Source organism: Rhodococcus sp. 077-4, from assembly GCF_047782425.1.
Classification (GTDB): domain Bacteria; phylum Actinomycetota; class Actinomycetes; order Mycobacteriales; family Mycobacteriaceae; genus Rhodococcoides.
Map to the genome: position 1 here is coordinate 437,098 of NZ_JAJPWC010000001.1, position 19,131 is coordinate 456,228.

General features: G+C 64.0%; 16 protein-coding genes. 8 read left to right on the top strand and 8 right to left on the bottom strand.

What is annotated here, in order from left to right; all coding sequences use genetic code 11:
* Positions 1-98: 98 nt before the first annotated feature.
* The 8 genes from ACNEOT_RS02160 (at position 99) to ACNEOT_RS02195 (ending at position 11,450) form a co-directional block, all read left to right on the top strand.
* Positions 99-671: an NUDIX hydrolase gene (locus ACNEOT_RS02160; protein ID WP_415971753.1), complete on the top strand. Its 573-nt coding sequence runs from the start codon at positions 99-101 to the stop codon at positions 669-671.
* Complete coding sequence (locus ACNEOT_RS02165; protein ID WP_415971755.1) at positions 668-3,076, top strand: glycoprotein; 2,409 nt, start codon at positions 668-670, stop codon at positions 3,074-3,076. The genes ACNEOT_RS02160 and ACNEOT_RS02165 overlap by 4 nt, the downstream gene beginning before the upstream one ends.
* The gene (locus ACNEOT_RS02170; RefSeq protein WP_415971757.1) at positions 3,073-7,161 is read left to right on the top strand and encodes a lipid II flippase MurJ; all 4,089 of its coding nucleotides are present in this window, start codon (positions 3,073-3,075) and stop codon (positions 7,159-7,161) included. Before ACNEOT_RS02165 ends, ACNEOT_RS02170 begins: the two co-directional genes overlap by 4 nt.
* 99 nt (positions 7,162-7,260) lie before the next feature.
* Positions 7,261-7,842, top strand: coding sequence for an RNA polymerase sigma factor SigM (gene sigM / locus ACNEOT_RS02175; protein WP_415971759.1), 582 nt, complete (start codon positions 7,261-7,263; stop codon positions 7,840-7,842).
* A 59-nt stretch (positions 7,843-7,901) separates the two neighbouring features.
* On the top strand, positions 7,902-8,630 hold the full coding sequence (locus tag ACNEOT_RS02180; protein ID WP_415971760.1) for a hypothetical protein: 729 nt from the start codon (positions 7,902-7,904) through the stop codon (positions 8,628-8,630).
* Positions 8,631-8,761: 131 nt separating this feature from the next.
* Complete coding sequence (trxB, locus tag ACNEOT_RS02185) at positions 8,762-9,751, top strand: thioredoxin-disulfide reductase (protein WP_415973623.1); 990 nt, start codon at positions 8,762-8,764, stop codon at positions 9,749-9,751.
* 35 nt (positions 9,752-9,786) lie between these two features.
* Complete coding sequence (trxA, locus tag ACNEOT_RS02190; RefSeq protein ID WP_008711582.1) at positions 9,787-10,119, top strand: thioredoxin; 333 nt, start codon at positions 9,787-9,789, stop codon at positions 10,117-10,119.
* 137 nt (positions 10,120-10,256) lie between these two features.
* On the top strand, positions 10,257-11,450 hold the full coding sequence (locus tag ACNEOT_RS02195; protein ID WP_415971762.1) for an N-acetylmuramoyl-L-alanine amidase: 1,194 nt from the start codon (positions 10,257-10,259) through the stop codon (positions 11,448-11,450).
* Between the two features lie 36 nt (positions 11,451-11,486).
* On the opposite strand, the gene ACNEOT_RS02200 is transcribed toward ACNEOT_RS02195, so the two are convergent.
* The 8 genes from ACNEOT_RS02200 to yidD all read right to left on the bottom strand — a co-directional run bounded on the left by ACNEOT_RS02200 (position 11,487) and on the right by yidD (position 19,128).
* Complete coding sequence (locus tag ACNEOT_RS02200; protein WP_415971763.1) at positions 11,487-12,167, bottom strand: GNAT family N-acetyltransferase; 681 nt, start codon at positions 12,165-12,167, stop codon at positions 11,487-11,489.
* Between the two features lie 264 nt (positions 12,168-12,431).
* A complete protein-coding gene (locus tag ACNEOT_RS02205) occupies positions 12,432-13,508 on the bottom strand; it encodes a ParB/RepB/Spo0J family partition protein (RefSeq protein ID WP_415971765.1) in 1,077 nt (358 codons plus the stop codon).
* A gap of 4 nt (positions 13,509-13,512) precedes the next feature.
* Positions 13,513-14,523: a ParA family protein gene (locus ACNEOT_RS02210; RefSeq protein WP_415971767.1), complete on the bottom strand. Its 1,011-nt coding sequence runs from the start codon at positions 14,521-14,523 to the stop codon at positions 13,513-13,515.
* A gap of 81 nt (positions 14,524-14,604) precedes the next feature.
* The gene (rsmG, locus tag ACNEOT_RS02215) at positions 14,605-15,282 is read right to left on the bottom strand and encodes a 16S rRNA (guanine(527)-N(7))-methyltransferase RsmG (RefSeq protein ID WP_415971769.1); all 678 of its coding nucleotides are present in this window, start codon (positions 15,280-15,282) and stop codon (positions 14,605-14,607) included.
* Between the two features lie 159 nt (positions 15,283-15,441).
* The gene (locus ACNEOT_RS02220) at positions 15,442-15,636 is read right to left on the bottom strand and encodes a hypothetical protein (protein WP_415971771.1); all 195 of its coding nucleotides are present in this window, start codon (positions 15,634-15,636) and stop codon (positions 15,442-15,444) included.
* A 1,342-nt stretch (positions 15,637-16,978) separates the two neighbouring features.
* On the bottom strand, positions 16,979-17,686 hold the full coding sequence (locus ACNEOT_RS02225) for a protein jag (protein WP_415971772.1): 708 nt from the start codon (positions 17,684-17,686) through the stop codon (positions 16,979-16,981).
* A gap of 25 nt (positions 17,687-17,711) precedes the next feature.
* The gene (gene yidC, locus ACNEOT_RS02230; RefSeq protein ID WP_415971774.1) at positions 17,712-18,803 is read right to left on the bottom strand and encodes a membrane protein insertase YidC; all 1,092 of its coding nucleotides are present in this window, start codon (positions 18,801-18,803) and stop codon (positions 17,712-17,714) included.
* Positions 18,804-18,807: 4 nt separating this feature from the next.
* Positions 18,808-19,128, bottom strand: coding sequence for a membrane protein insertion efficiency factor YidD (gene yidD, locus ACNEOT_RS02235; protein WP_415973624.1), 321 nt, complete (start codon positions 19,126-19,128; stop codon positions 18,808-18,810).
* Between the last annotated feature and the right edge of the window lie 3 nt (positions 19,129-19,131).

The following is a 19,131-nucleotide window of genomic DNA, read 5'->3' on the forward strand; positions in this document are numbered from 1 at the left end:
GGAAGAGCCTACTTGCGCCGAGCCGATCGATTGTCCCGGCCTTGACCCCGCGGTGCGGCACGGCTGAGGAGTGCGCACAGGCAACTAGTATGGATCGGGTGTCTGCTGCCGAACGTGCGAACAGGAGCCGCCGCAACCCGCGGCGGCGTCAGGCACGCGCCGACACCGAGGCGCCCAAGCTGCGCACCGTTCGGGAAACTTCGGCAGGCGGCCTGGTGGTCGACGGTCTCGACGGTCCTCCCGCCAATCGCTGCGCAGCCCTGATCGGCCGCACCGACCGTCGCGGACGCCTGCTCTGGTCCCTGCCCAAGGGTCACATCGAGCAGGGCGAAACCGCCGAGCAGACGGCCATGCGCGAGGTCGCCGAGGAAACCGGCATCCGCGGTACCGTCCTGGCGTCACTGGGCAGCATCGACTACTGGTTCGTCACCGAGGGCCGACGCGTCCACAAGACCGTCCACCACTACCTGCTTCGATTTCTCGGGGGCGAACTCTCGGACGAGGACCTCGAAGTCACCGAGGTCGCGTGGGTTCCGTTGACCGAACTGCCGTCGAGGCTCGCCTATGCCGACGAACGCAAACTCGCCGCCATCGCCACCCGCCTGATCGAAGACATGAGCAACGGCGATACGAGCGGCAACTCGAACGCACCCATCCCCGGCGGGAAGTGATCGTGCTGGCCCGGAAGGTCGCAGCCGCCGCAGTGACCTCGTTTCTCCTTGCCGTAGCACCATCCGTCGGCACGGCAGCGTTGATCCCCGCGCAGCTTCCGAATGCAGCGGCCCAGCCCGACGCCTCCGTCGGCGACACCAGCAGCACCAGCGCTGTTCCCGATACCCCGATGACGCAGGCCGGGGACCCCTTTCTGACGCTGAGCATCGAGACCGTCGCCCCCTCCACCGTCACCACCAGCAGCGACCCGTTCGTGACCGTCCGCGCCACGGTGAGAAACACCGGAGACCGACGCGTCGACGACGTCAGCGTTCGCATGCAGGCTTCCGCCGCGATCGACACCACCGCCGGGCTCCGGACCTCGTTGACGCTCGACCAGGACAGATTCGATCGCGTCGGCGATTTCGTCACGGTCGCCGAGTCGTTGGAGAAGGACGAGAGTCGCCAGTTCGACTTGTCGATGCAACTGCGCAGCACCACCGAGCCCTCGCTGGGAATCGAGACTCCCGGCGTCTATCCGTTGCTGCTCAACGTCAACGGCACGCCCGAGTACGGCGGAACCGCCCGACTCGACGACGCCCGCTTCCTCCTGCCTGTCGTCGGGCTGCCCCGCAACCCCGGCGAAATGGACCCCACCAACCCGGGCGCGATGCCTCTGCCTCCCAACACCCGCAACCCCGTCGCGATGACGGTGCTGTGGCCGCTGGCCGACATTCCTCGCCTCGCTGCCGGAATTCCCGGTTCGGTCGACGAGCGCGTTCGCCTGATCGACGACGAGCTCGCCGGCGAACTCGCCTCCGGCGGTCGGCTCGACACCCTGCTCAAAGCCGTCGAATTCGCCACCCAAACCGGCCTGGATCCCGACGGCAAACTGGCGTCGAGCCTGTGTATCGGCCTGGATCCCGACCTGCTCGTCACCGTCTCGAACATGGCGCGCGGCTACCTCGTCGTCGCGAACCCTGCCGATCCGGCCGGCGCGACCCGCGAAGGCACCGGAAGCGCAGCCGCAGCCCAGTGGTTGTCCCGACTCGAAACGATCGCGTCGAGCACCTGCGTGACGGCGATGCCATTCGCGCAAACCGACCTCGGGGCCGTCGCCGATATCGGCGATCCCACTCTGCTGAGCAGTGCCATCAGCGCCCCGGCCGATATCGTCGACGGCATCCTCGGCATCACCTCCACCCGCGGCTTCACCTGGAGCACCACCGGTGGAGTCGACTCGAATACCGCCGATGCTCTGCGATCGGCCGGGACCGGCACCGTGCTGGTCGCCGACAACGCTCTCAGCCCGCCGACCTCGGCGCCCACCTCCCCGTTGGTCTCGACCGACAATGCGTCGACCGAAACCCCGCCGTCGGCAACTCTTGCCGCCACGCGCTACGACGCCGCCACCGCGGCAGCACTGGCAGGCGTCGGTGCCACCCCGTCCACGCCCGCCCTCACCCCCGCTGATCAGCGCTTCGACCTCGCTACCGACTCGCGCACCGCACGCCTTCAGGACGCCCTCGGCGCCATCAACTTCCATGCGCTCGTCGGTGCCGATCGGCCGGGGCGCAGCGTGACCGTCGCACCGCCGCAGTACTGGACCGCAGGGGGCGACGAACCGTCGGCCATCCTGTCGACGGTGTCCTCGCTACTGCGATCCGGACTCGCAACGCCCCGACCGCTGGCCGAGTTGCTGACCGAACCTGCGTCCGGTACCGCGGTGACCAGCGTCGACGCGGCCACCGAGCTCGATACCGGCACCATCGACCTGGTGCGGTCGCAGAGCGCCAGGATCGACACCCTGATGCAGTCGCTCGTCGAAGATCCCCAGTCGGCTCTCACCCCACGCTTGTTCACTGCTCCGCTGCGCGAGGACATGCTTCGGGCACTGTCGACGGCGGGTCGCGCCGGCGCCGTCAGCGAAGAAACCTCCACCATGGCGCGGGACCGGCTCACCGCCACCCGCATCGGACTCGACACCATCTACGGATCGGTGACGGTGCTGGCCCCGGGCGGCGTGTACACCCTTGCCTCCGAACAGAGCCCGCTGCTGCTGGTGGCGCGCAACGATCTTCCCGTGCCGGTCAACGTGCTGCTCCGCGTCGATGCACCGCCGGAGATGACGATCAGCGACGTCGGCGTCACCCAACTTCCGGCCCGCGGATCACGGACCATCACCGTCCCCGCCGAGGTAGACGACACCCGCAACCTGTCGGTCGATTTCTCCGTCACGACCCTCGACGGCAGCCGGCTCGGTGAGGTGTCGACGGTATCCGTGCGATCGAACGCATACGGCCAGGCACTGGCGATAATTACCGCCTGCGCCGGCGCTCTCCTACTGTTACTTGCAGGTCGACGCCTCTGGCATCGATTCAGAGGTCAACCCGACCCGGCCGACGAAGGGTACGAGAGACCATGACAGGCAACGTCCCGTACGACGGCGACCTGCCGCGCTCGCGCCTGCCCGCATCGCAGGTGTTCCGACGTACGACGCCACCGCGGCCCGCGCCCTGGGAACGGCAGTCGCCGCCCGAGATGCGCTCGTACCCGGCACCGCCCTCGCTCGACGGTCAGCCGGCCGCCGACGACGCCGTCACTCAGCTCATCCCACGGTTCCGGGAGGAGGACTATCCGCAGGCCCCGTCCGGCGCGGTCCCTCCGACTCAGACCCCGCCAGGCGGAAAAGACTCGGCACCGCAGCCCGAACCGAGGCCACAGAAGTCGCTGCTGGCCGCGTCGGGTTCCATCGCGGTAGCGACCCTGGTCAGTCGCATCACCGGATTCGCCAAGCAGGTCGCCATGACGGCAACCCTCGGCTCGGCGATCGCCAGTGCATTCACCATCTCGACGATCCTGCCGAACATGATCTCCGAGCTCGTCCTCGGAGCAGTGCTCGGAGCCATCGTCGTGCCGGTGCTGGTGCGCGCCGAGCAGGAGGACGCCGACGGCGGACGTGCATTCGTTCGACGCTTGTTCACACTGTCCGTGGCGCTGTTGGGCACCGTCGCGCTGGCCGCGACGGTCGCCGCACCTCTGCTGGCGCGTCTGATGCTCGACGACAATCCGAAGGTCGACGAAGACCTGACCATCGCGTTCACCTATCTGGTGCTGCCCGCGCTGATGTTCTACGGACTGTCCGGCCTGCTCACGGCAGTGCTCAACACCCGGCAGAACTTCAAGCCCGGAGCCTGGGCACCGGTGTGCAACAACGTCGTCGTCCTCGCAGTCTTCGGGATCTACTTCCTGATGCCGGGCGAAATCACGGTCGACCCGGTCGAGATGACAAATCCGCAGCTGCTGATAATCGGCCTCGGCGTCACCGCCGGTGTCATCACGCAGGTGCTGGCCCTCATCCCCGCGCTGCGTCGCGAACGCATCGACCTGCGTCCACTCTGGGGTTTCGACGATCGACTCAAGAAGTTCGGCGGCATGGCCGCTGCGATCGTGCTCTACGTCGTCATCAGCCAGGTCGGGCTGGTCGTCGCCACCAACATCGCGTCGGGCACCGACGACGCGAGCAACGTGATCTACTCGCAGGCCTGGATCGTGCTGCAGCTGCCCTACGGCATCCTCGGCGTGACGGTCCTGACGGCCATCATGCCCAGGCTCAGCCGCAACGCCGCCAACGGTGACACCCCGTCCGTGGTCGACGATCTCTCGGTCGCCACCCGGCTGACGATGGTCGCGCTGGTGCCGATCGTCGTGTTCCTGACCTTCGCGGGGCCGTGGGTGGGCGAGGCGCTGTACGGCTTCGGCCGGTTCGCCGATGTCGCACCCAGACTCGGCGAGGCCGTGAGCTGGTCGGCGTTCTCCCTCATCCCATATGCCCTGGTCCTGATCCATCTGCGGGTTTTCTACGCCCGCGAGAAGGCCTGGACGCCCACGTGGATCATCCTCGGCATCACCGCCGTCAAGATCGGCCTGTCTCTGCTCGCCCCGATCGTCGCGTCGAATCCGGATCAGGTAGTGCTGCTTCTCGGAACGGCCACCGGTCTCGGGTATACCGTCGGCGCGATCATCGGCGGATACCTGCTGCACAAGAGCTTGGGCAACCTGCGGATGGCCAACGTCGGCAAGACGATCTGGCTGGTCCTCATCGCCTCGCTGGCCGGTGGCGCGGCAATGCTCGCGATCGATCGAATCCTGGGTCTCGACGCCGTGACGAACGGTTGGGTCGGCAACTTCGCCCGCGTCGCGATCGACGCCGTCATCATGCTCGGTATCACGTTCTCGATCCTCTGGTTCGGCAAGATCCCCGAAGTTCTGGCAGTCACCGTGGCCCTGAGTCGTGTCGTTCGGAAGTTCCGCGGTACACCCGATGGAACGGACGCCGATCCGGCCGCCGCAGAAACCGGCGTGATTCCGGTTATTCGAACCGAGCCCACATGGGACACTGCGCGGGATCGGCTCCCGTACCCTGGTCATCGGCACCCGGGGGCAGAAGCCAACGCAGGTCGACCGTTCGCAGAACAACACGGGGCATATTCGCCTGAAGGAGTGACAGTGACCGACGACGATGTTGCTGGGGGGCCGGCGCAATCTCCAGCAAACGAAGCCGACCGAACGAGCGGCGGAGTCGAAGTCGACACTCAGGACCGCAGCGAGCCTGCCACTTCTTCCAAGACACCCTCCACGTCACCGGACGTGACGGGCGAGCAGGACGGCGCGAAGGCCGCCGACAAGACGGCTCCGAAGCCGGTCGATCGGACGGTTGCCATCTCCAAGGCTGCTCTCGAGGCACGTCCCACCGACAAGACCATCTCCATCTCGAAGGCAGAACTGCCGGCCGAGAAGCCGAGCGAGAAGAAGCCGACGCCCGAATCGAAGCCCGAGTCGGACGCGGAACCGAAGTCCGAGAAGCCAGCAGCGGCCGCGAGACCCGACTCCGAATCCGACGCAACCACCGCGGAGGAATCCGAGGTCGCCACCGCGGCAGCACCGGCGACCGCTCCGGAGCGCACCCTCCGCGGCCCCACCCTCATTCCCGGAGCATCGGTTGCAGGTGGACGGTATCGACTGCTCGCACCGCACGGCGGCGCGCGTGGACTCAAATTCTGGCAGGCCCACGACGTCAAGCTCGACCGCGAGGTCGCATTGACCTTCGTCGACGCCGATCAGCAGTCCACCGCATCCCCGAACGACCGCACCCAGGGTCCGCAGGCAATTCTCTCGCGCACGCTGCGTCTGGGTCGGATCAATTCACCCGGCCTCGCCCGCGTACTCGACGTGGTGCGCGGTAGCTCCGGCGGCATCGTCGTCGCAGAGTGGACCCCCGGCCGATCGCTGCGCGAGATGGCCGACACCGTCCCGGCACCCACCGGCGCCGCCCGCGCGATCAAGGTACTGGCCGCAGCGGCCGAGGCAGCACACCGCAGCGGAGGTGCTCTGTCGATCGATCACCCCGACCGCGTGCGCATCAGCACCAGCGGCAACGCCGTGCTCGCGTTCCCCGCGACACTCGCCGACGCAGATCCGAGCTCGGACGTCCGCGGTCTGGGCGCGATGCTCTACGCCCTGATCACAGCCAGGTGGCCTTTGTCCGACACCACCGGCGGTGCCGTCGTATCCGGTGATGCCGCTCCGGCGCGCAGCGTCGGTGGCATGCGACCGGCCGACCGTGACGACAAGGGTGCACCGCTCGAGCCGAGGCAGATCCGTCCGGACGTTCCGTTCGAGATCTCCGCCGTCGCTGTGCGGGCACTGGAACAGAACAGCGGAATTCGCACTGCTGCCACCGTCCAGCACGTGCTCGATCAGGCTGCCGTCGTCAACGACAAGACGGATCTGATGCCTGCTCTTCGTCTGGGCCAACGCGCACCGGGTGCCAGCGGGCATTCGCTCGCCGATCCCGATGAAATCGCGGCCGAGAAGGCCAAATCGATGCGCACCAACATCGCCATCGCGGTACTCGGCGCACTGACGGTGCTCGTGCTCGCGTTCGCCGGCTACTTCCTGTTCAGCTCGTTCGCAGGCGACACCACCGATGCGCCCCTCGACACCCAGGAATTCGGTCTCACGACCCCCGCCGCCGCGCCGCCGGTCGGAGATGCCGCGGCACCTCCCGTACAGAGCGGCGGACCAGTGGCGATGAGCGGCGTCAGCGTCTTCTCCCCGCAGGGTTCTGCAGACAATCCGGGTACCGCCTCGAACGTGATCGACAACAACCCGAGCACGGCATGGACCACCGACTCCTACTTCCAGCAGTTCCCGGCGCTGAAGAACGGCGTCGGACTGCTCGTGTCCATCCCGTCGTCGTCGCTGAAGAATGCGTGGATCGAATCGACGTCCCCCGGGACGGTCGTCGAGATCAGGTCGGCCCCGAACGACTCGCCCAGCCTGAGCGACACCACACTGCTCGGTGAGGCCACGCTGCAGAACGGCCGAACCGACATACCGCTGAACGGCACCGAGCCCACGGGCACTGTACTCGTGTGGATCACCTCGCTCGGCGAACAAGATGGCCGCATCGCCACCTCGATCTCCGGGATTGGTTTCGACTCCTAGATCCAGCGTCCGATTGGCAATTCGGGCTCGTTTCGTACTTCACGGTCTCGATGGCTTAGGCTCCCCCCAATGCGTTGACACGGGGGGAGCCGTTTTCGTATGACCGAACGTATCGATTCGGTGCCAGGGGAGCGCACGGATGCGGAGCTTCTGGCTGCCCATGCCGCCGGGGAGCCGAACGCCTTCGCGACGCTGATCTACCGGCACCACGAGCATCTGTGGCTGACGGCCCGTCGTACCAGTTACACGCCCGAGGATGCCTCCGATGCTCTGCAGGAGGCGCTGCTCTCCGCCCATCGCACTGCCGGATCGTTTCGTGCCGACGCCGCCGTGCGGAGCTGGTTGCACAAGATCGTCGTCAACGCCTGCCTCGACCGCATCCGTCGAAACAAGGCACGCCCCTCGGTTCCGTTGAGCGAGAACGAAAGTCACGAGCCCGTCTCTCCCAGGGACCGAATCTCGGAGACCGAGACCAGCATTCTCGTTCGGCAGGCCCTGATGACATTGCCACCCGACCAGCGCGCAGCCGTCGTCGTGGTGGACATGGAGGGTTATTCGGTGGCCGACGCCGCCGAGCTGCTCGGCGTTCCCACCGGAACCGTCAAGAGTCGTTGCGCTCGCGGTCGACTCAAACTGTCGACGCAACTCGCATACTTGAAAGACGCAGGGAACCGAATCTAGCCCCCACGCGTCTATACCGTGTGAGAGAGAAAGCAGATTCGGCGAAGGGAGGCAGGAACGTGTCGTCGATCACCGACCCGCTACAAGCCCCGTTCTCGCCGGAACTGCTCGCCGATTTGCATGCGGACGCGCTTCCCGATGACGTCAGCAGACAACTGTGGCCCCTTGTTCGCCAGGACGAGGACTCGATGCGGGTACTTGCCGGTCTCGACGCCGTGTCGGCTCGACTGCACGAGATGGGCGAGGATCCGACCGGGACCTTGCCGATCCCCTCCCACGTCGCTCAGCAGATCGACCGCACGATTCACACGGTCGAACAATCGGCGACCACTGCGGGCGTCGTCGTTCCCATCGCATCTCGCAAGCGCCATCGCATACTCGGAATCGCCGCTGCCGCAGCACTTCTGGCAGCCGGGTCCATCGCCATCGCCGCAGTCCGGCACTCACCGGACGAACCCGAATCGATCGTCGCCAACCCGTCCCCTGATCCGGATTCGTCGTTGGTGCTCGATTCCGCCGACCTCGACTCCGGCTTCGCCTTCAGCATCATCGGCAAACGCGATCCAGGCGCTCTCGCCGATCCCGCCGACCTCGCTGCCTGTCTTCGGTCCAACGAGGTAGACCCGGCCACCACCGTTCTCGGATCGAGTCGAGTGCGCGTCGACGGTCGAGACGGAACCCTGCTCGTCCTCGCCGGAGCGCAGCCTTCGCAGTTCATCGCCCTTGCGGTGGGCAACGACTGCGGTGCCGCCAACCCCGACGTGCTGACGCGTCGCGATATCGGTTGACACGTCTCTCGGCGGGGAACAACTGCCTCTAGGGTGGTGTTGACCAGATGTACGTCGAAGACCAGCGTGCAGTGTGCGCCGGACTGTCGACGGCAAGTACACGCACGCCGCACAAGATCGGAAGGTCTGCATTGAGCACCCCCAAGGTTCACGATCTCATCATCGTCGGTTCGGGACCGGCTGGTTACACCGCCGGCGTCTATGCCGCACGAGCAGAACTCGAGCCGATCCTGTTCGAGGGAACGCAGTTCGGCGGTGCATTGATGACCACGACCGAGGTCGAGAACTTCCCCGGGTTCCGCGAGGGCATCATGGGCCCCGATCTGATGGAACAGATGCGTGAGCAGGCAAAGCGCTTCGGTGCCGACATCCGCACCGAGGACGTCGAAGAACTCGAGCTGACCGGCCCGATCAAGACGGTATCCGCAGGTGGCGAGACCTACCGCGCTCGCGCGATCATCCTCGCCATGGGTGCTGCAGCTCGCTACCTGTCCATCCCGGGTGAGGAGAAGTTGCTCGGACGCGGCGTCAGCGCCTGTGCCACCTGTGACGGCTTCTTCTTCCGCGATCAGGACATCGCCGTCATCGGTGGTGGCGACTCGGCCATGGAGGAAGCGACTTTCCTCACTCGTTTCGCGCGCAGCGTCACCATCGTGCACCGCCGCAGCGAGTTCCGGGCGTCGCGCATCATGCTCGAGCGTGCCAAGAACAACGACAAGATCCGATTCCTCACCGACACCAAGGTGCTCGAGGTCCTCGGCGACACCAGTGTCACCGGTATCTCGCTCGAGCACGCACTGACGGGCGAGAAATCGATCCTCAACGTGACCGGGATGTTCGTGGCGATCGGCCACGATCCCCGCAACGAGCTGGTCAAGGGCCAGGTAGCGCTCGACGACGCCGGCTACGTCAAGGTCGCATCGCCGTCCTCGGCAACCTCCGTCGAAGGCGTGTTCGCCGCCGGTGACCTCGTGGACCACGTCTACCAGCAGGCCATCACCGCTGCGGGCACAGGTTGCACCGCCTCGATCGACGCCGAGCGTTGGTTGGCCGAGCAAGGCGACATCACCACCAACACGCTCGAACACGCCGACCAACCGGTCGACGCCATCAACGCCTGACAGGGCACCGAGCTTCACACATCGAGGAGATAGAAATGTCCGACGACAAGAGCACCGTTACCATCACCGACGCGTCGTTCGTCGACGATGTCCTGACCAGCGAGAAGCCTGTCCTGGTCGACTTCTGGGCCACCTGGTGCGGCCCGTGCAAGATGGTCGCCCCGGTTCTCGAGGAGATCGCGGCCGAGCACAAAGACAAGCTCACGATTGCCAAGCTGGACATCGACGCCAACCCGCAGGCCGCTCGTGACTTCAAGGTCATGTCGATTCCGACGCTCATCCTCTTCCAGGGTGGCAAGCCGGTCAAGCAGATCGTCGGCGCAAAGGGCAAGGCCGCGCTGCTCAAGGACCTCGAAGGCGTTATCTGACTCACCCACGCTTGGTGTGGATTGCCGCAGAAGCCAGTCTTTCTGCGACAATCATCTGATGTGCCGATGCTTGCATCGGCACATCAGCGCATCGAAGTGCGTGTGACCGTCAGGACGATCGAGAGGGTTTTTCCAGGATGCAGGAGCTCAGTCACGGCGATTCCGGACCCGCCGTTGCCGAGGTCCGCGGCACTCTCTCGGCACTCGGCTTCCTCCACGAGGCGGTCGTTCCGCCCGGCCCGATGGACGACGGCCACTGGACGGCCCCCGGTTCCGTGTTCGACGCGGCCCTCGGCGGTGCAGTGCGCGCATTCCAGCAACACCGTGGCCTGTTGGTCGACGGTGTGGTCGGCCCGGCGACGTATCGGGCGCTCAAAGAAGCGTCGTACCGTCTCGGCGCGCGCACCCTCATCTACCAGTTGTCCGCTCCGTTGTACGGCGACGACGTCGCCTCGTTGCAGACGAGACTGCAGGACCTGGGTTTCTACAGCGAACGCGTCGACGGTTTCTTCGGGCCTCGGACGCACGAGGGTTTGTCCTCGTTCCAACGTGAGATCGGACTGTCACCGGACGGCATCTGCGGACCGGCAACGCTGCGTTCACTCGATCTGCTCGGTACCCGTGTGACCGGTGGATCGCCCCACGCGATGAGCGAGGAAGAACTCGTCCGTAAGTCCGGACCGCAGTTGACCGGTAAGCGCATCGTCATCGATCCCGATCTCGGCGGCGCGGATACCGGACGCATCGTCGAGGGCGTACTGGGCCGTGTGTCCGAGTCCGAGATTCTGTGGGATCTCGCCAGTCGCCTCGAAGGCCGGATGGCCGCCACAGGGATGGAGACGTTCCTCTCCCGTGCGCGCGGTACCAATCCCTCCGTGGCCGATCGCGCCGAGACCGCCAATGCCTGGGGCGCCGATCTGATGATCTCGTTGCGCTGCGCATCGAGCACCAGCCCGGTGGCCAACGGCGTCGCCAGTTTCCACTTCGGCAATTCGCACGGTTCCACATCCATGATCGGCCAGGTGCTGACCAGCTACGTGCAGCGTGAAATCGTTGCTCGCACACCGCTTCTGGACTGCAGGAGTCATGGAAGAACGTGGGATCTTTTGCGGCTCACCAACATGCCGACCATCCAGATCGACCTCGGATACCTCACCAACGAATCCGACATCGAAGTGCTCAGTGACCCGCGGTTCCGCGACATCATCGCCGAAGCGATCCTGATCGCCGTCAAGCGTCTGTACCTACTCGGTCAGGATGATCAGCCGACCGGAACGTTCACGTTCGCCGAATTGCTCGCCGAAGAACTCGCTGCGTCCGATCGCCCCTGAACTACCGCGCGCCCGGACGCGTCGATCGGTGAGTGATCAACGCGCCCCCACGGTCGACTTCTGTTCGATGTCGACGACGGAGATGCTGGCCGCGATCAGCAGCTGCTCGAGTGCAGATTCGACGTCCTGCTTCCACCCATGATCGCGATCCAACTCGAGTCGCAGTCTCGGAAATCTGTGGTGGGGGGCAATCACCTCGAAGCCGACCTTTTCCAGGAAGTCCGCTTCGATCATGCACGTGGACGCCGAACACGTCAGCTGAGCCGTGGCGTTCGGAACCACCGGTGTGGCGTCGTCTGCATTGCGCCGGATTCCGAAGGCTTCGAGTGCGCGGACTCCACGATTCACGAGATCGCCCACAACCGCCTGGATCAGTGTGGCCGAGTGCAGATCGGCGTCATCCGGCGAATCGATTCGAAGCTGAGTCAGTAGGACGGCATCGTGGCTGACGGGCGATGTCGGGAATGTGGTTGCTCGCGGGACTGCCCGGGGTGGACAGTACAACGCGCATCCGATCGTCTTGCCGTCGACAGACAGCAATTGTCCACACGATCCCCACTCGAGCATGATGGTCGACAGCCACACTTCGTTCTCGAATTCGAGGTCGACCGAGGAACTCTCCGACGCCGGATCGAGTACCCAAAAGCTGCACCGCCGCGAATGCGTCGGCAAATGCTCGAAAGAACCGAGCGTCACTCCGGTCACCATCGCCGACACCGCTTACCTCTGCCTTCATGCACTCGTTCAACGCGAGAATTCTCGATCGTGGTCGATCTGCTCCTCGACCAGGATGTCACACGGGTCGTTCCGCAGGCTACATTCCTGTGATTCCATCACCTGGCCCGTCGGGTGGAGCAGATCGTTCAAATGTGTTGTATGACAGTGCTTTTCGAGCAGACTACGAACTTTCGAGACCAGCGCCAGTCGAGCTACGTCACAGTGACGTTTCGACCGCGTATGGATGGTCCTGAAAAATCGCGGCTACTTTTTCTTCTGCGCTTCCATCATTTCGACGATCCTCTGAAGGTCGTCGACCGAACCGAATTCGACCACGATCTTGCCTTTTCGCTTACCGAGACTGACAGTCACCCGCGTATCGAACGAATCCGAGAGGCGATCGGCAACGTCCTGAAGGCCAGGCATTTGAATCGGCTTGCGCCGGGGTGCCGGTTCCGGACTCTTTCCGTCCTCTCGATTGGCGAGAGTGACGGCCTCTTCGGTCGCGCGGACGGACAGTCCTTCGGCAACGATTCGCGCTGCCAACGACTCCTGCGCATCCGATCCAGCGTCCAGCGACAGCAATGCCCGAGCGTGTCCTGCCGACAGAACTCCAGCCGCCACTCGTCGTTGCACGGGGATCGGCAGCTTCAACAGACGAATCATGTTGGTGACGACCGGCCGGGACCGCCCGATTTTCGCGGCCAACTCCTCATGGGTGACGTCGAATTCTTCGAGCAATTGTTGATAGGCGGCCGCTTCTTCGAGCGGATTGAGCTGCACCCGATGAATGTTCTCGAGCAATGCATCGCGCAACATCGCATCGTCTGCGGTCTCCCGCACGATCGCAGGGATCGTTTCGAGGCCGGCTTCCTGACTTGCACGCCACCGACGCTCGCCCATGACGAGTTGATATTTCGCGTCTCCGGCGAGAATCGAACCCGACACGAGGCGAACCACGATGGGCTGCATGAGCCCGAATTCACGGATCGAGTGGACCAGTTCGGCCAACGATTCGTCGTCGAATACGAGTCTCGGCTGCTTCGGATTCGCCTCGATCCGGTCCGGGGCAATCTCACGGTAGACGGCACCGACGGGGGAGAGGTCGTCTCCACTGAGCACCGGTGGAGTCGGTGTAGGCGCCGTGGCGGTCTCGGTGGCATCCTCGGCCGCGGGCGTCTGCTTACGCTTCGTGGAGGTGTCCGGGCGATCTTTCGCGTTGCGATCCGCGCCGATGATCACATCTGCCGCAGCATTGCCGAGCCGTGGTCCGGCGTCCGGGCCGGTCGGAATGAGCGAGGCCAGGCCTCGACCGAGACCACCCTTACGTGTCTGACTCATCTGTCTACTTCTTTCGTGCTTCGTCGATACCGGCCGACCGGGCCGCAAGCTCTCGTCCGGCGTCCAGGTAGCTCATCGCGCCCCGCGAGCCGGGGTCGTAATCGAGCACCGTCATACCGTAACCGGGAGCCTCGGATACCTTGACGCTCCGAGGAATGACGGCCCGAAGAACGGCGTCTCCGAAGTGCTTGCGGACCTCTTCTGCCACCTGGTCTGCCAACTTGGTGCGCCCGTCGTACATCGTGAGGATCACTGTGGATACGTGCAGTTCGGGATTCAGATGCGACTGCACCAACTCGATGTTGCGGAGGAGCTGGCCCACACCCTCGAGCGCGTAGTACTCGCACTGGATGGGAATGAGCACCTCGGTCGCAGCGACGAGCGCGTTGACCGTCAGCAGACCGAGCGAGGGCGGGCAGTCGATCAGAATGAAGTCGGCATCGATCCCGGCGAGCTCCTCCACCGACAGCGCCGTTTTGAGGCGCCCTTCGCGAGCGACCATCGACACCAGTTCGATCTCTGCTCCAGCGAGGTCGATGGTGGCCGGGATGCAGAACAGCCTCTCGCTGTGCGGACTCTGCTGAACCGCGTCCATGGCTTTCACCTCACCGATGAGGACCTCGTAGCTCGACGGCACACCGGAGTGGTGCTCGACGCCCAGAGCCGTGCTGGCGTTGCCCTGAGGGTCGAGATCGACTACCAGAACCGTCAGACCTTGCAGTGCGAGCGCGGCAGCCAGGTTCACCGCTGTGGTCGTCTTACCGACTCCACCCTTCTGATTCGCGATCGTCAGCATGCGACGCTTCGCGGGCTTGGGGAGAGACACCGATCCTGGATGCAACACCTGACTGGCTCGATGCGCCGCAGCCCCGATGGGAGTGTCGTTCGGTGAGATCGCGTTGGTGTACTCGAAGCCGGAACTGGCCGTCACCTTGGACTTGCTCTCCGAGTTACTGGACGCGTTCTTCTTGGACGCTGTTTCACGTGAAACAGCGGGATCGGACCCACCCGACATATGTGCTCCTTAGTGCGGAACTGATTGTTTCAAAAGGATCGATCGGATCGAGCGTGGGACGTGTGGGCCCACGATCGTAAATCAGTGACGACTCAGTCTCCGCGGTTCTCGTACCGCTCTGACGACGATGGTGGGAGTGGGCAGCAGACCCACTCCGCACTCCACCACCTCCAGCTTGCCAGCACCCATCCGGCTCAGGGAAGTGCGGTCGCGTTCGATCTCTTCTCCAGCACTCGAACCCTTCAGAGCGAGCATCCGGCCGTTCTCGTGGACCAGAGGCATCGACCATTTGGCGAGCTTCTCCAACGGCGCCACGGCTCTCGAGGTCACCACGTCCGCGCCGCCGGCTTCCTTCTTGACGCCGGGCTGCTCCGCTCGGCCGCGCACGACGAGGATGTTCAAATCATGCTCGTCGATGAACTCGGCGAGGTACACGGTGCGCCGCAGAAGCGGTTCGACGAGGGTTACCCGCAGATCGGGTCGAGCGATCGCCAGGGGGATACCGGGCAGGCCCGCGCCACTTCCGATATCCACGACGGTCTCGCCCTCGTCGATCAGCTCCCCAATCGCAGCACAATTGAGGATGTGGCGCTCCCACAGCCGCGGCACCTCACGCGGTCCTATGAGCCCTCGCTCGACTCCGGCCGTAGCCAGGGAATCGTGATATCTCTGCGCTAGTTCTAGCCGATCACCGAAAATCTGCTCTGCGACGACCATCATCTGGTTGCGATCCGAGCCTTCTTGTTCCACGTGAAACATCTTCCCGTGCTTGGGCTCGGAACGCCAAACGACATCGCTGTAAGTACGAATTTTGCGGCCATGTCTTCCGTATTCTCCCGAATTTGGGCAGTCCGACATTCGAGGGAAGTCGCCGCACGGAGACGTTGAGGTTGGCATGTCGATGCGGTTGTCGGGGCATCAGTGATCCTCGTCCGTAGTGCCGAGGATCTCGACAAGCCAACCTGGGGGAGCATGCAGCACGACCGGATGATCCTCGCCGCTGCTACCGATATCGACCGAAGCGAAATCGACGATGCCACGACGGCCCAGCCGATCGTCGAAGCCACCGCACACCACCTCGGTCCACTCTGCTGAACCAACCGAGATCGACACCGCTAGCCGTCCACCTATCACGGGCTCACACCCCGGGCTCTGCACAGGAACGGAACTGCACTGTCCAAACGCGGCACCGTCACGATCCTGGTGCCGTCGGTCTCGGCCACAGAATGTTCACGCCGCCCGTAGGGATCTGATGTGATCGTGATTCTTCCCGACCGTATTGATGTCGGTGAGATCGGCATTCGTCACGCCACAATCAACCGGAAGAACCCGCCTGACATCACAGCATCGAGACCACCGTCCACCGTGCCGATGTGAACTGAGTCGATAATGACGTGCTTCCTGGCTCCGATGTTTCACGTGAAACCAGCGTTGCCAATCGTGTGGGACTAGCTTCTACGCAGCCGTGAAGATCGGAGCTCAACCAGTAGCGCGCGGATTCTGGCCGTGCCAATCGATGCCTGTAGAGCCGACCGCTCCACATGCCAAGGGGGAGCGGTCGACGGCGCTGTGCGCGCCCGGTCATTGCACTGATCGAAGTCTTTGCTACTTCTTCGGCAATGTTCGGTTACGCCGTCGACCTACGCGCGCCGGCTCGACTCCGACTCTCGATCGAAGTCGGAGCGGCGCGACCCTCACTCCGGCTGTAGCCGCACCCGGCTCGAGGCGCGGGTCCATCGACCGATTGGTGCCGCGCCGATTCCTCGTTAGATGACTCTCGCGCAGTGTCTGGTGTCGCATCCACGTAACCAGTGTGCGAGCCGCGGCATCACAGATCGGCGTTGAGGGTGCGTGCTCTCATCTCGACATCGGACCCGCCCAACGGGTCAACACTTCCTCGATCCGCAGAACTGTCCGAGACGATGCCATCATTCACCGTCAGACTATCGAGATCGGTAGATGCCTGCCTTCTCCATCCGTCACGATTCGCGACGTGAGATCCGGCTATGGGATCCGCCCTCGAACTTCCTCGGCCGGCCGCCCCGAACCACCGACGTAGACGCCAAGGGTTGCGGTGTTTCACGTGAAACCAGGGGGCTGGAACCTGACACGGCGTCCGAATGCATCGGCAGCGGTCCGCGCCTCCGCGACGGCGAAACTCGCAAGATCGCGGAAATGCAGACACAGGCTGACTTTCGATGGTGATTTTGTTTCACGTGAAACAAGACCATCACAGCGTCAATTGCGAACCCTTGATACGTCATCGACACCCGTCACAGTGACGAAAGCATCGCGCATGCGTGGATCAGCGAAATCCGCTGTAGATTCCGGTTTCACTGCCCCTCGAGACTGCATCTCGTTCAGAATTACACGGCTGGGATTCACGACGCGACAGCCACATCCGGATACGACAATGGCCCCCACCGAAGTGGGGGCCATCGATTGTGTCGGTTGGCTACGCCTTGACGACAACCACTCGTCGAGACGGTTCGACGCCGGTGCTCTCGCTCGCGACACCGTCGATCTTCGCAACCGCGTCGTGAACGATCTTGCGCTCGAACGGCGTCATGGGGGTCAGTTCTTCGCGCTCACCGGATTCGATGACTCGCCGCGCCGCTTCGGCACCGAGGTCACCGAGCTCCGTACGCCGTTTCGCGCGCCAGCCTGCCACGTCGAGCATCAACTTGCTGCGCTCACCCGTCGATTGCTGAACGGCCAAACGCGTCAGCTCCTGCAAGGCGTCGAGAACCTCACCCTTTCGCCCGACGAGCTTGGCGAGATCGTCTCCACCGTCGATGCTGACAATGCTGACGATGGCACGGTCACCTTCGACGTCGAGATCGATATCCCCGTCGAAGTCCAGAACGTCGAGAAGCTGTTCGAGGTAGTCGCCGGCAATCTCGCCTTCTTCGACCAGGTAGTCCTCGTCATCATCATCGTCGTCGTCATCCGATGCGTCTTCCTCGGACTTGTCGTCGAGGTCGGCCTCGGCTACCGATTCCGCGGACGCAGAATCGGCGGCCACAGATTCCTCGGCTGCCTCCACGTCGACCGCACCTGCTTGATCGGCCTCGACCACCACGTCACTCACTCCATTTCCGGATACCGCACCGACTGTCTTCTGCACTTCGTGGTTCTGAGCTTCTTCTACGTCCGCTGCCATGTTCGTCCTTCTCTCGACGTGTCGGTCAGCGCCGCTTGCGCTTGGTCGACCGGTTCCGGTTCGCCTGCGGTCTCGGTTTGACCGGCGATGCGGCACCGGTGGTCGAACCCGAGGTCCCATCGACCGTCTCAGCAGTCGACGCGTCGCCGTTGGGCGTCATCTTCGACAGCTTGGGTCGCGCACCGGGCTTCGGCTTGGTGGTCGACACGGGCTTGACCCCGGGCTTCGGTGCGTTCTCGGAACGCTTCTCCACCGCGGCCGCCGCCTTCGCGGCTTCTTCCTTGTCGATCTTCCCGAACACCAGGTGCTGCTGCGCGTACGTCCAGGTGTTGTTGCTGACCCAGTACAGCAGGATTGCGACAGGCAGCAGGGCACCGAACACGAGTACGCCGAGTGGGAACACGTACAGGGCAAGCTTGTTCATGATCGCGGACTGCGGGTTGGCCGCTGCTGCCTCACTCTGACGAGCGACCGATGCGCGCGAGTTCATGTGCGTCATGATCGCCGCGATGATCATCAGCGGGACGGAGACGGCCACGATGACCCAGGTGGACGGGATCGTTGCATCCGGGCCTACGGCGAATGCGTTGAGCTGGTCCTGCGGCATCGTGATCCACGCCGAGATGGGAGCACCGAACAGTCGGGCATCCAGAAAGGACTGCACGTCGGCCACGTTGAACGCGTAGTTCGACAGCTCGCGGTTCTCCTCGGGGGACAGACCGAGCTGACCGAAACCTGTGCCGGTGCGGTTGAACGACCGCAGCACATGGAAGAGACCGATGAACACCGGCGCCTGCGCCAGCACCGGCAAGCAACCCATCAGCGGATTGAAACCGTGCTCCTTCTGAAGCTTCTGCATCTCGACGGCCATTTTTTGCTTGTCTTTGCCGTACTTCTTCTGCAGAGCCTTGATCTGCGGCTGTAGCTCCTGCATCTGCCGCGTGGTACGGACCTGCTTGACGAAGGGCTTGTACAGAATCAGGCGGAGGGTGAAGACCAGGAAGACGACGGACAGTGCCCAGGCGAACCCATTGCTGGGATCCTGGAACACAAAGCCGAACACCTTGTGCCACACCCAGAGAATCCAGGCAACCGGGTAGTAAATGAAGTCGAGCACGGCTCTATGTACTCCTCTGTTCTTCCACTCGCGCGAGATCGTGGTGTTCTTCGGTTTCGGTCGGATCGGTGACGGTCGCGCGCCACTTACCGGGTTCGGGCACCGGGTCCCAGCCTCCAGAGTGCCAGGGAGCACATTTGAGAAGGCGGACGACTGCCAGCACAGAGCCCTTCGTCATCCCGTGAACCTGGAGCGCCTCGATGGCGTACTCACTACAGGTGGGGGAGAAGCGACAGGTGGGAGGTCTCATCGGGGACACGTACGTGCGGTACAACCCGATGCAGTAGACGAGTGTTCGAGCAGGAATCGAACGAAGGTTGCCCATGAA

What these genes read in the sequence shown, in the direction of transcription:
- rsmG (WP_415971769.1), bottom strand. Translation starts at nt 15,282, where the DNA reads ATGTTTCACGTGGAACAAGAAGGCTCGGATCGCAACCAGATGATGGTC.
- ACNEOT_RS02205 (WP_415971765.1), bottom strand. Translation starts at nt 13,508, where the DNA reads ATGAGTCAGACACGTAAGGGTGGTCTCGGTCGAGGCCTGGCCTCGCTC.
- yidD (WP_415973624.1), bottom strand. Translation starts at nt 19,128, where the DNA reads ATGGGCAACCTTCGTTCGATTCCTGCTCGAACACTCGTCTACTGCATC.
- ACNEOT_RS02210 (WP_415971767.1), bottom strand. Translation starts at nt 14,523, where the DNA reads ATGTCGGGTGGGTCCGATCCCGCTGTTTCACGTGAAACAGCGTCCAAG.
- trxA (WP_008711582.1), top strand. Translation starts at nt 9,787, where the DNA reads ATGTCCGACGACAAGAGCACCGTTACCATCACCGACGCGTCGTTCGTC.
- ACNEOT_RS02195 (WP_415971762.1), top strand. Translation starts at nt 10,257, where the DNA reads ATGCAGGAGCTCAGTCACGGCGATTCCGGACCCGCCGTTGCCGAGGTC.
- ACNEOT_RS02170 (WP_415971757.1), top strand. Translation starts at nt 3,073, where the DNA reads ATGACAGGCAACGTCCCGTACGACGGCGACCTGCCGCGCTCGCGCCTG.
- sigM (WP_415971759.1), top strand. Translation starts at nt 7,261, where the DNA reads ATGACCGAACGTATCGATTCGGTGCCAGGGGAGCGCACGGATGCGGAG.
- ACNEOT_RS02225 (WP_415971772.1), bottom strand. Translation starts at nt 17,686, where the DNA reads ATGGCAGCGGACGTAGAAGAAGCTCAGAACCACGAAGTGCAGAAGACA.